We start from the raw sequence: 12,133 nt of genomic DNA on the forward strand, positions 1-12,133 counted from the left end.
CTGCTGGCCGCCGAAGCCGCCGCCGGGGCCGCCGGACCGGTTGGCCCGGGTGACCTTCGCGGTCGCCGAGCGCAGGCTCGGGCCGACCTCGTCGACCTCGACCTCGAAGACCGTCCGCTTCTCGCCTTCCTTGGTCTCGTAAGACCGCTGGCGCAGTCGGCCCTGCACGATGACGCGCATGCCGCGCTGCAGCGACTCGGCCACGTTCTCCGCCGGCTGACGCCAGACGTTGCACGTGAGGAAGAGGCTCTCGCCGTCCTTCCACTCGTTCGTCTGACGGTCGAAGGTGCGGGGGGTGGACGCGATGCGGAACTTCGCGACCGCCGCACCCGACGGGGTGAAGCGCAGCTCGGGGTCGTCGACGAGATTGCCGACGAGGGTGATGACGGTCTCGCCTGCCATGGTGGTGATGACCTCTCGGGAAGATGTCCGTTCACCGCTGTTTCACGTGAAACAGCGGACGCGAGCTACCCGAGACCCGAAGGCCTCAGAGGTGGCTCAGTGGGTGTCCGGGCGCAGGACCTTGGTCCGCAGAACCGACTCGCTCAGGCCCATCTGGCGGTCGAGCTCCTTGACGACCTCAGGCGTGGCCTTCAGGTCGATGACCGAGTAGATGCCCTCGGACTGCTTGTTGATCTCGTAAGCCAGACGGCGACGACCCCAGGTGTCGACCTTCTCCACCTTGCCGCCGCCGTTGCGGACGACAGTGAGGAAGTTCTCGATCAGGGGGGAGACAGCGCGCTCCTCGACCGAGGGGTCGAGGATGACCATCACCTCGTAGTGACGCATGAGTAACCCACCTCCTTTGGACTCAGCGGCCACGGTCTCTCCGTGGCAGGAGGGTTGTGCGTAGCGTCGGCACCGGTGCGGTGACGACTCCGGCACACCGTAGCGGCCGGGTCGGACAGTCGGCCCCCGCTCACCCGAAAGGGGTGTCCCCCGGAAGAGGGCGCAAGGGGGCACAACTACACCAGTGCAGACGAGCAGCCTACCCGCACCCGGACGGCCGAACAAAACGCATAGGGGTTGTGAGTGCGACCCAACCGCCGCAATCTGGACGGAACGGGATTCCTGCCCGTTCGTCTCCACGCCAGGAGGTGGGACCCATGGCCCAGTCCGTCCACCGCATGCCCGCGCTCACGCTGAACACCGACGGCCACCCGCACCCCCGCGAGAACACCCTGGTGGCACTCACCGCCGTGCTGGGCGTGATCGCCTTCACCACCTCGTTCTTCCACAACCTGCACCTGCTGACCTCGTGGACCGGTCTGGCCGGGATCGTCACGGGCCTGTGGGGCATGTTCGTCTCGGTCACCACCGCCGAGCGCTTCGTCCTGATGATCACGCTCGGCGCCGCCGCGATCGGCTTCTACCTCGGCGTCGCCCGCGGCGGCCTCTGGGGCTGAGCCCCGGACGGCCGTCACGGCCCGACCCCCCGGTTCCGGAACCCCCGGCGCCCCCGCCGCGTGTCTGCAAGCAGACAGGTACGCGACGGGGGCGCCGTCACGCCCGCACCGACGGACGTCGGGGCCCCGGACGATAAAGTCACCCGGAGAACCTGGGCCACCGCAGCCCGACCGACGAGGAGCACCGAGCAATGAGCCTGCGCCTGAGGACGATCACCCGCGAGGAGCACCTCGCCTTCATCAGGAGCCGCGCCTCGGCGAGCCACATGCAGGTGCCGTCGTGGGGTGACGTGAAGGCCGAGTGGCGCTCCGAGTCGATCGGCTGGTTCGACGAGCACAACCAGCTGGTCGGTGCCGGCCTGGTGCTCTACCGCCAGCTGCCCAAGCTCAAGCGCTACCTCGCCTACCTGCCCGAGGGCCCGGTCATCGACTGGTTCGACCGCGACCTCGACCGCTGGCTCTCGCCGATGCTGGCGCACCTCAAGTCGCAGGGCGCGTTCTCGGTGAAGATGGGCCCGCCGGTGGTCATCCGCCGCTGGGACGCCCCCACCATCAAGGAGGCCATCGCCGGCAAGCAGGCCAAGCGCCTGCGCGACGTCGAGGCCGACTGGTACGAGGCGCGCGCCTTCGAGGTGGCCGACCGGCTGCGCAAGGCCGGCTGGCTGCAGGGCGAGGACGGCGGCGCCGGCTTCGGCGACGTCCAGCCCCGCTACGTCTTCCAGGTGCCGCTGGCCAACCGCTCGCTGGACGACATCCAGAAGGGCTTCAACCAGCTCTGGCGCCGCAACATCAAGAAGGCCGAGAAGAGCGGCGTCGAGGTCGTCCAGGGCGGCTACGACGAGCTGCCGATCTTCCACCAGCTCTACCTGGTCACCGCCGAGCGCGACAAGTTCACCCCGCGCCCGCTGTCCTACTTCCAGCGGATGTGGAAGGCCCTCACCGCCGAGGACCCGAACCGGATGCGGCTCTACATCGCCTACCACGAGGGCGAGCCGCTGGCCGCGACCACGATGCTGGTGGTCGGCGAGCACGTCTGGTACTCCTACGGCGCCTCGGCCAACCACAAGCGCGAGGTCAAGCCCTCCAACGCGATCCAGTGGCGGATGATGCGCGACGCCTACGCGCTCGGCGGCGGTGTGTACGACCTGCGCGGCATCAGTGACACCCTGGACGAGAACGACCACCTGTTCGGCCTGATCCAGTTCAAGGTCGGCACCGGCGGCCAGGCGGCCGAGTACCTCGGCGAGTGGGACTTCCCGCTCAACAAGCTGCTGCACAAGGCCCTCGACCTCTACATGTCCCGCCGCTGAGGAGGCTGCCCCGATGACGCTGTCGCTCTACCTCGACACCGAACGCTGGCGCACCCACCAGCGGTCCGTCCTGACCGAGTTCCCCGGCCTGGTGCCGGTCGCCAAGGGGAACGGCTACGGCCTGGGCAACCACCGGCTGGCCGAGGAGGCGACGCTGCTCGGCACCGGGGTGCTGGCCGTCGGCACCGCGTACGAGGCGGCCGACGCCGCGGAGTGGTACGGCGGTGAGCTGCTGGTGCTCACCCCGTACCGGGTGGGCGAGGAGGCGCTGCCGATGCCGCACGCCCGGGTGATCCGGACGGTGGCGAGCCTGGAGGCGCTGCGCTCGCTGCACGGCGCCCGGGTGGTGGTGGAGTGCATGACCACCATGCGCCGGCACGGCGTGAGCGCGGAGGACCTGCGGGCGGTCGCCGCCGAGCTGGACGGCGTCTCCTTCGAGGGCCTGGCGCTGCACCTGCCGATGGACCGGCCGGACGGCTCCGACCCGGTCGAGGAGGTCGCGTACTGGGTGGACACCGCCCGGGCGGCCGGCATCCCGGTGCACACCGTGTTCGTCAGCCACCTCGGCGCGGCCGGCATGGAGAAGCTGGCCCAGCGCTACCCGGACACCGTCTTCCGGGCCCGGATCGGCACCCGGCTCTGGCTGGGCGACCACAACGCGCTGGAGGTCCGGGCCACGGTGCTGGACGTCACCCGGGTGCGCAAGGGCGACCGCTACGGCTACCGCCAGCACCCGGCGCCGTCCGACGGCCACATCCTGGTGGTCGCCGGCGGCACCGCGCACGGCATCGGCCTGGAGGCCCCCAAGTACCTGCAGAGCATGGCCTCCCGGGCCAAGGGCATCGCCCGGGCCGGCCTGGCGACCGTCAACAAGACCAAGTCGCCGTTCCACTGGGCGGGCAAGCAGCTCTGGTTCGCCGAGCCGCCGCACATGCAGGTCTCGCTGCTGTTCCTGGACGGGGAGACCAACCCCCCGGCGATCGGCGAGGAGCTGGGCCTCCAGGTCCGGCACACCACCACGCACTTCGACCGGGTGGTGGACCGCTAGACGCCGCGGTCCGGCTACGGCTTCTCGGCCGGCTCCGACGGTTCCGGCTCGTAGAGCCACTGCTCGGGGCCGGCCGGCGCGTATCCGGCGTAGCTCTCCTCCTCGCGCAGCCGCCGGGCGGTGCCCAGCACGAACGCGTCCGGGGCACCGTCGAGCACCCCGCCGGAGGGGTCGTCACTGCCGTCCCAGCGGACCGGGTCGCGGTCCGGGTGGAGGGCGTCGCGGACCACCAGCACGACCAGGTAGAGCGTGCCGAGCAGGTGCAGCGCGATCGCGAAGTGGTACCAGGGCTCGCCGATCCCGTGCTGCTTGGGCCCGGTGACGAAGCCCAGGTGCGACCAGATGCCCAGGGTGTAGAGCACCTCGCAGGCCTGCCAGATCAGGAAGTCCCGCCAGCGCGGCCGGGCCAGCGCCGCCAGCGGCACCAGCCAGAGCGCGTACTGGGGCGAGTACACCTTATTGACCAGCACGAACAGCGCGACCACCAGGAAGGCCAGCTGCGCGACGCGCGGCCGCCGGGGCGCGGAGAGCCCGAGCCACGCTATGGCCGCGCAGCCCAGCACCATCAGCACGGCGATGTAGAGGTCGAGGTCGGCCAGGCCGGCGCCGCGACGCTGCATCAGGATCAGCCAGAACGAGCCGTAGTCCTCGCCGCGGTGCTTGCTGAAGACGTAGAAGGTCGACCAGCCCTGCCAGTTGGCCAGCATGATCGGCAGGTTGACCAGCAGCCAGGAGCCGGCCGCGCCACCCAGCATCACCCGGAACTCACGCCACTTCCCGGCCCGCCAGCAGAGCACCAGCAGCGGGCCGATCAGCAGCACCGGGTAGAGCTTGGCCGCGGTGGCCAGACCGATGAACACACCGGCCCAGCCCGGCCGGGCGCCGGCCCACCAGGCCATCGCCACGGCGGCCAGGGCGACGGCGAGCAGGTCCCAGTTGACCGTGCCGTTGAGCAGCAGGACGGGCGCGAGCGCGAACATCAGCGCGTCCCAGGGGCGGCGCCGGTGGGTGCGGGTGAGCGCCACCACGGCGACCACCGCGCAGGCCGTCAGCAGCCCGGCGTTGATCGCCCAGAACCACTGCTCCTGGCTCTGCTGGGTGCCGCCGCCGGGCGTCAGCCAGGCCGCGACCTGCATGAACAGGCCGGTCAGCACCGGGTACTCGAGGTACTGGAGGTCCCCCGAGGTGCCCGGGATGCGGTCCACGTACGGGTGCAGCCCGGCCGCGAAGCCGCGGCCGGAGAACAGGTGCGGGATGTCGCTGTAGCAGGCGTGGATGTACTGCGGCGAGCCCGGCTGGAACCAGGCGTGGTCGTAGCAGGGCAGGTTGTGCGCCATGCCGAGCACCGAGACCACGATCACCGCGAGGGCCAGGAAGCGCGCCGGGATCCACCAGGAGACGCCGAGCAGCGCCCGCCGGCCGGGCGGGCCGCCGAACAGCTCGCTGCCGGCCGCCGCCACCGGGTCCTCGTCGGCCGGGACGACCACCGTGTTGGGCGGCGGCGCGGCCGTGGCGACGGCTGCCGGGGTGGGCCCTGCGGCGGCTCCGGGCCCGGCCGGGCCGACGGTTTCGTCACGATCGCTCGACGTCATGCCGGACATCCTGCCGCACCATCCGCACCGGGACGAGGAGGACCCCGCGACGGTCCGCGGCGGTCGCGGGGACCAGTCCCGCGAATCGTGACGAAACGACGGTGGCGGCCCTCCGAGGAGGACCGCCACCGCCTTTCACCGTCTCACAAGTCGGACGGGTCGGACCGGCTCGGGGCTACTGCCCCGTCCCGCCCGGCACGCCGCCGGTGGTGGTCGGGGTCGGCTTGCCACCGCCACCACCACCGGTGCCGCCGCCCGTACCGCCGCCCGTGCCGCCGCCCGGCTTGCCACCGCCGCCCGACGTGCTGGTGTCGGTGGGCGTCGGCTGCGTCGGCGGGCAGTTGACGACCGGGATGCAACTGCTGGTGCTCGGCTTGGGGGTGTGCGGCGGCGGGGTCGGCTGGCAGTCGACCCCCGGCACGCAGTCCCCGCCCTGGGTGGGCTGCGGCGGCTGCGGGTGGTCCGGCTGCTGGGTCGGCTGCTGGGTCTGGGCCGGGGCCGACGGGGTGTCCGTCGCGGTCGGCGACGGCGGCGCAGTGGCCGTGGCCGTGGACGGCGCGCCGGAGGAGTCCACCTCGGTGCCGATCGGCTGCGGGGTCGGGAAGTCCATCTTCTTCTCGTTGGCCAGCGCGGCCTTCATGTACCGGGTGAAGATGTCGGTGGGGATGTCACCACCGTGGATGTCCGTCTTGCCGGCGGTTCCGTCGAGCGACTCCCGCTTGTGCTCGCTCGGGTTCTCGCGCCACATCGCGACGCTGGTCACCAGCTGCGGGGTGTAGCCGACCCACCAGGCCGAGCGGCCCTTGTCGGTGGTACCGGTCTTGCCGGCCACCGGGCGGCCCAGTGCGTTGGTCTTCGAACCGGTACCGTTCTTCGCCACGTTCACCAGCACGTCGGTGACGTTGTCGGCGACGGCCGGCTCCAGCGCCACCTTGGTGTCCTTCTTGCCGAAGCCCGCGCGCTCCTTGCCGTCCACCTCGACCTTGGTGACCGAGTAGGGATCGGCCTCCTTGCCGCTGGCCGCGAGGGTGCCGTAGGCGGTGGCCATCCGGATCGGGCTGATGGTGGAGGTGCCGATCGGGAAGGTCGCGGTCTTCGGATCGGCCAGACCCTCCCGCTTGACGCCCATCTGCACGGCGATGTCGGCCACGGCCTGGCCGCCGACGTCCTGGCCGAGCTGGACGAAGGGCACGTTGTACGACCACTGCATGGCCTGCCGCAGCGAGACGTAGCCGCGCTTGCCGGAGTCCTCGTTCTTCTGCCGGTAGGGCTTGCCGTCGTCGCCGATCACCAGCGAGCCGTCCGGCTTGCGGATCTCGGACATGTCGTCGGACAGGTAGCGGCTGTCGGCGTTGATCCTCTTGGGCTTGCCGTCGTCCTTCGCGGTCTGCACGCCGACCTGCATCGCGGCGGACAGGACGAAGGGCTTGAAGGTCGAACCGACCTGGACGCCGGTCGCCTCGGCGTTGTTGTCGTAGTGGCCGTTCTCCACGCCGTCGCCACCGTAGATGGCGACCAGCGCGCCGTCCCCGGGGCGGATGCTGGCGGCGCCGAACTGGACGAAGGTGTCGTTGTTGGGCCGCTTCTTCGGGTCGAGGTTCTCGGCCTTGACGTCGTCGACGGCCTTCTTCAGGGCGTCGACCTTGTCCTTCTCGAAGGTGGTGTAGATCTTCAGACCACCCTTGTCGAGCATCTGCTGGGTGATCGTCTTGTCGGTGGCCATCACGTACCGGTTGGCGGTGTCCACCAGGTAGCTGATCTCACCGTTCATGTTGGCGCTGGGCTTCAGCGCGACCGGGTCCGGGAACGCGGTGCACTTGGCCCGCTCCTCCGGGGTGATGGCCTTGGTCTTCACCATCTGGTCGAGGATCCAGGACCACCGTCCCTGCGAGCGCTCCTTGTTGGCCGGGTTGGTGGGGTCGAAGTAGGCCGCACCCTTCAGCAGTCCGGCCAGCATGGCGCTCTGGCAGAGGTCGAGGTCCTTGGCGTTGACCCCGTAGTAGGCCTGCGCGGCGGCCTGGGCGCCGTTCGCGCCGCGGCCGAACCAGCTGGTGTTGAGGTAGCCCTTGAGGATGTCGTCCTTGCTCATCTGCTGATTGAGCTTCAGCGTGATGAAGAACTCCCTCATCTTGCGGGTGAGGGTCTGCTCCTGGCTCAGGTAGGCGTTCTTGACGTACTGCTGGGTGATCGTCGAGGCGCCCTGGGTCTCGCCGCCCTTCGCCATGTTGTAGACGGCGCGGACCATGCCCTTGGGGTCGATGCCGCTGTCGGTGCGGAAGCTCTGGTTCTCCGCGGCGATCACGGCGTTCTGCAGGTAGGGGCTGATGTCGTTGAGTTCGACGATCTGACGGTTCGTGTCGCCCTTGCGGGTCATCTCGGTGCCGTCGGCCCAGTAGTAGATGGTGTTCTGGGTCCTCATCAGTTCGTTGGCATTCGGGACCTGGGTGGTCTGGTAGACGTAGAACACCCCGCCCACGCAGACCGCGAAGAACAGCAGGAAGCCGCTCAGCCACTGCTTCCAGGACGGCAGCCAGCGCCGGACCCCGGTCTTGCCGAACCGCGGGTAGTCGATGAAGCGCTTCTTGCCGGGGCCGGCGGCCGCGGCGGCGGAGGCCGATGCGGCGGCACCGCCGCGCCGACCGCCCCCCTTGCCCTTCTTCTGCGCGGCCTTGCGCATCTCGGCACGGGTCATCCGAGGCTGCTGGGCCGTCTCCCGCACTCCCGACGGGCGTCGCCGGCCGATCCCCTCCGAGCTCAGCTCATCGGGACCGGGTCCCCCCCGACGGCCTCCGCCTCCCGGGGGCTGCTGCCCGTCACCGCCCGGGTTGGGCGTCCTTCGCCGTCGCTCGCTCATCTTCCAGCCACTCCTCGCCAGGCCGATCCGGCCTGAAGGCAGGGTTCAGGTCCGATGCCCGGACCGCCCTAACCCCGGAGGTGGTCCTCGTGCACACGCGACAGCGTACGCAGCACGGAAATACAACTAATCGGGCATCAATCGCCAATGCCCGCAAAACGGCGACAGATCATTACACGCCCGTTGCCAAGCCCACCCGCGCGTCGGCTTGTGATCACATTCACGCGTGCCCCCCTTGCCGGTTGCGGAGGGCGGGTTTACTGTTCTCGATATATCGAGCCGATACATCGGAACGGTATACCGCCCCGATACGTTGAAGCGGTACACCGCAGGATGCAGCGGCCGGACCGACGGTCGAGAGGGAGGAGGACGGCAGTGGGCAGGCGCTCAGGAGTGCTGGAGTTCGCCGTTCTCGGCCTGCTCCACGACGCCCCGATGCACGGTTACGAGCTGCGCAAACGGCTCAACATCCTGCTCGGAACGCTGCGGGCGCTCTCCTACGGAACGCTCTACCCGTGTCTGAAGAGCCTGGTCGCCCAGGGTTTCCTGGTCGAGGACAACCCGGACGTCGAGTACGTCCCGGCCACCGCGCTCAACGGCAAGCGGTCCAAGATCGTCTACCGGCTCTCCCCCGAGGGCAAGCAGCGCTTCGAGGAGCTGCTCGCCGACTCCGGCCCCGACGCCTGGGAGGACGAGCACTTCGGCGTCCACTTCGCGTTCTTCGGCCAGACCGACCGGGCCGTGCGGATGCGCGTCCTGGAGGGGCGCCGCAGCCGGCTGGAGGAGCGCCTGGAGCGGATGCGCAACTCGCTGGCCCGCGCCCGCGAGCGGTTCGACGACTACACCGTCGAACTCCAGCGGCACGGACTGGAGTCGGTGGAGCGCGAAGTCCGGTGGCTCAACGAGCTGATCGAGACCGAACGCGCCAACCGCACCGGCCGGACCGGGCCCGCCGCCGGCGGGAACACCACCGCCGGCCCCGACCAGACTTCGGACGGCCGTGGCCAGGAGGGCGGGTCCCCCGGCCCGTCCGGGCCACCGTACGACCGCCCGGGGCGCTCCGCCCAGGAGCGCTGACACCGCGTCAGCCCTGTGCCACGCGGCAGGAGTGGGCGCCTCGCGCCCGTACAAGCAGTCATTCGAAGAAGCAGGACGAGTGCCGTCACCTCCGACGGCCCTCATGAGATCACAGGGAGCAACCGGAATGGGTTCGGTTCGCGTAGCCATCGTGGGCGTGGGCAACTGCGCCGCGTCGCTGGTGCAGGGTGTCGAGTACTACAAGGACGCCGACCCGGCCGGCAAGGTCCCCGGGCTGATGCACGTCCAGTTCGGTGACTACCACGTCCGTGACGTGGAGTTCGTCGCCGCCTTCGACGTCGACGCCAAGAAGGTCGGCTTCGACCTGGCCGACGCCATCGGCAACAGCGAGAACAACACCATCAAGATCTGCGACGTGCCGCCGACCGGCGTCACCGTCCAGCGCGGCCACACCCTCGACGGCCTGGGCAAGTACTACCTGGAGACCATCGAGGAGTCGGACGAGGCCCCGGTCGACGTCGTCCAGGTCCTTAAGGACAAGCAGGTCGACGTCCTGGTCTGCTACCTGCCCGTCGGTTCCGAGAACGCGGCCAAGTTCTACGCCCAGTGCGCCATCGACGCCAAGGTCGCCTTCGTGAACGCCCTGCCGGTGTTCATCGCGGGCACCAAGGAGTGGGCGGACAAGTTCACCGAGGCCGGTGTGCCGATCGTCGGTGACGACATCAAGTCCCAGGTCGGCGCCACCATCACGCACCGCGTGATGGCCAAGCTGTTCGAGGACCGCGGTGTCATCCTCGAGCGCACCATGCAGCTGAACGTCGGCGGCAACATGGACTTCAAGAACATGCTCGAGCGCGAGCGCCTGGAGTCCAAGAAGATCTCCAAGACCCAGGCCGTCACCTCGCAGATCCGCGACCGCGAGCTGGGCGCCAAGAACGTCCACATCGGCCCGTCGGACTACGTGGCCTGGCTGGACGACCGCAAGTGGGCGTACGTCCGCCTCGAGGGCCGCGCGTTCGGCGACGTCCCGCTGAACCTGGAGTACAAGCTGGAGGTCTGGGACTCCCCGAACTCCGCCGGTGTCATCATCGACGCCCTGCGCGCCGCCAAGATCGCCAAGGACCGCGGCATCGGCGGCCCGATCCTGTCGGCCTCCTCCTACTTCATGAAGTCCCCGCCGGTCCAGTACTTCGACGACGAGGCCCGCGAGAACGTCGAGAAGTTCATCCGCGGCGAGGTCGAGCGCTGAGCGGCTGACCGCTCCTAGCTCCACGGAGGGGCCCGTGATCCTGTGATCGCGGGCCCTTCGCCTTTTCCCGGTCAATGTTTCACGTGAAACGGCGGCCGGTTCCATGGCACCCTGGGCGGGTGGCGATCACCGAGAACGGCAGCACCCACCAGTCCGCGCACCGCGCCACGCTTCTCGGTCTGCTCCGGGGCCGCGACTTCCGGCGGCTGCTGACCGCCCGGGTGCTCTCCCAGCTCTCGGACGGCGTCTTCCAGGTCTCGCTCGCCGCCTACGTGGTCTTCTCCCCCGAGAAGCAGTCCTCCCCCGCCGACATCGCCTCGGTGCTGGCCGTGATGCTGCTGCCGTTCTCGGTGATCGGCCCGTTCGCCGGGGTGCTGCTGGACCGCTGGCGCCGCCGTCAGGTGCTCTACTTCGGCAACCTGGCCCGCTTCGGGCTGGGCCTGGTCACCGGCGCGCTGCTGCTGGCACAGGCTCCGACCTGGCTGTTCTTCGCCTCGGCGCTGCTGGTCACCGCGCTCAACCGGTTCATCCTGGCCGGGCTGTCCGCCGCCCTGCCCCGGGTGGTGGAGCAGGACCGGCTGGTCACCGCCAACGCCCTCTCCCCCACCCTCGGAACGGTCGCCGCCGCCCTGGGCGGGGGCATCGGCTTCCTGCTCCACCAGGTGATGACCCCCGGCCCGAAGGCGGACGCCGCCCTGGTCACGGTGGCCTCCCTGCTCTACCTGTCGGCCGCGCTGGCCGCCCGCCGGATGGACCGCGACCTGCTCGGGCCGGAACAGCACGGCGACCACCCCAGGCTCAGTCAGGCGCTGGTCCGGGCCGTCGTCGAACTCGGCTCCGCCGTACGCCACTTGAAGCGGGACTGCCGGCCCGCCGTGCACGCGCTGGCCGCCGTCACCGCCGCCCGGTTCTGCTACGGCGTGCTGATCGTGGTCGTGGTGATGCTCGCCCGGTACACCTTCAACGACCCGACGGACAGCGCGGCCGGGCTGGCCACCCTCGGCCAGGCGGTCGGCCTCTCCGCGGCCGGCTTCTTCGTCGCCGCGGTGGTCAGCCCCTGGTGCACCCGGCGGCTGGGCCTGGCCGGCTGGATGACGGCCTGTCTGATCGCCCCGGTGGCGTTCGTCCCCGCGCTGGGCCTCTTCTTCGCCCCCGTGCCCTGCCTGGCCGCCGCGCTGCTGCTCGGGGTGGTCACCCAGGGAACCAAGATCTGCGCCGACACCGTGGTGCAGGAGTCGGTCGAGGACGAGTACCGCGGCCGGGTCTTCGCCATCTACGACGTGCTGTTCAACGTGGCCTTCGTGGCCGCCGCCCTGGTCACCGCGCTGGTGCTGCCGGTGTCCGGCCGCTCGGTCGGGGTGGTGATCGGGGTGGCCGCGGTGTACGCGCTCACCGCGGTGCTCTACCTGCGGGCCGCCCGGCGCTCCGGCCCGCTCCCCGGCGACGTGCGGCACTGAGACCGGCCCCCGGGAGGCGGTCCTGACACCGGCCTCCGGAACCCCCGTGTCCCGGAACGGACACCGGTTCGTCCCGAAACCCCCTCGGGGCCTCCGGACGGATTGCGTCCGACCCGGTCGCTAAGGTACGTACACCTGTCGGAGCGACAGCACTCGGTCTCGGGGGACGAACTGATGAG

The 12,133-nt window shown here is 70.1% G+C and carries 10 protein-coding genes; 6 read left to right on the forward strand and 4 right to left on the reverse strand.

Going from position 1 to position 12,133, the window contains the following annotated elements; translation table 11 throughout:
• Both J0670_RS15115 and rpsF read right to left on the reverse strand, forming a co-directional pair.
• Window positions 1–402, reverse strand: a 402-nt coding sequence (locus J0670_RS15115; RefSeq protein ID WP_207812084.1) for a single-stranded DNA-binding protein, incomplete at its 3' end; no start/stop codon positions are given.
• 96 nt (window positions 403–498) lie between these two features.
• A complete protein-coding gene (gene rpsF, locus J0670_RS15120; RefSeq protein ID WP_030233085.1) occupies window positions 499–789 on the reverse strand; it encodes a 30S ribosomal protein S6 in 291 nt (96 codons plus the stop codon).
• Window positions 790–1,106: 317 nt separating this feature from the next.
• Here rpsF and J0670_RS15125 point away from each other — a divergent pair, with 317 nt between their 5' ends.
• From J0670_RS15125 to J0670_RS15135, 3 genes are all read left to right on the forward strand, one after another.
• Window positions 1,107–1,406 carry a hypothetical protein gene (locus J0670_RS15125; protein ID WP_207812085.1) on the forward strand — a complete coding sequence of 100 codons (300 nt, stop codon included), beginning with the start codon at window positions 1,107–1,109 and terminating at the stop codon, window positions 1,404–1,406.
• 191 nt (window positions 1,407–1,597) lie between these two features.
• Window positions 1,598–2,716, forward strand: coding sequence for a peptidoglycan bridge formation glycyltransferase FemA/FemB family protein (locus tag J0670_RS15130; RefSeq protein WP_207812086.1), 1,119 nt, complete (start codon window positions 1,598–1,600; stop codon window positions 2,714–2,716).
• Window positions 2,717–2,729: 13 nt separating this feature from the next.
• Window positions 2,730–3,764: an alanine racemase gene (locus J0670_RS15135; RefSeq protein WP_207812087.1), complete on the forward strand. Its 1,035-nt coding sequence runs from the start codon at window positions 2,730–2,732 to the stop codon at window positions 3,762–3,764.
• Between the two features lie 14 nt (window positions 3,765–3,778).
• Here the strand turns inward: J0670_RS15135 and J0670_RS15140 are convergent, their stop codons facing one another.
• Complete coding sequence (locus tag J0670_RS15140; RefSeq protein WP_207812088.1) at window positions 3,779–5,356, reverse strand: glycosyltransferase family 87 protein; 1,578 nt, start codon at window positions 5,354–5,356, stop codon at window positions 3,779–3,781.
• 175 nt (window positions 5,357–5,531) lie between these two features.
• Window positions 5,532–8,048 carry a transglycosylase domain-containing protein gene (locus tag J0670_RS15145; RefSeq protein ID WP_243437042.1) on the reverse strand — a complete coding sequence of 839 codons (2,517 nt, stop codon included), beginning with the start codon at window positions 8,046–8,048 and terminating at the stop codon, window positions 5,532–5,534.
• 537 nt (window positions 8,049–8,585) lie between these two features.
• On the opposite strand from J0670_RS15145, the gene J0670_RS15150 reads away from it, so the two are divergent.
• The 3 genes from J0670_RS15150 to J0670_RS15160 all read left to right on the forward strand — a co-directional run bounded on the left by J0670_RS15150 (window position 8,586) and on the right by J0670_RS15160 (window position 11,954).
• Window positions 8,586–9,287 carry a PadR family transcriptional regulator gene (locus J0670_RS15150; protein WP_207812090.1) on the forward strand — a complete coding sequence of 234 codons (702 nt, stop codon included), beginning with the start codon at window positions 8,586–8,588 and terminating at the stop codon, window positions 9,285–9,287.
• Window positions 9,288–9,414: 127 nt separating this feature from the next.
• Window positions 9,415–10,497: an inositol-3-phosphate synthase gene (locus J0670_RS15155; protein ID WP_207812091.1), complete on the forward strand. Its 1,083-nt coding sequence runs from the start codon at window positions 9,415–9,417 to the stop codon at window positions 10,495–10,497.
• A 119-nt stretch (window positions 10,498–10,616) separates the two neighbouring features.
• Window positions 10,617–11,954, forward strand: a complete 1,338-nt coding sequence (locus tag J0670_RS15160) for an MFS transporter (RefSeq protein ID WP_307806531.1) — start codon at window positions 10,617–10,619, stop codon at window positions 11,952–11,954.
• The last annotated feature ends 179 nt before the right edge of the window (window positions 11,955–12,133 follow it).

This window comes from Streptomyces sp. FH025 (assembly GCF_017427025.1).
Classification (GTDB): Bacteria; Actinomycetota; Actinomycetes; order Streptomycetales; family Streptomycetaceae; genus Kitasatospora.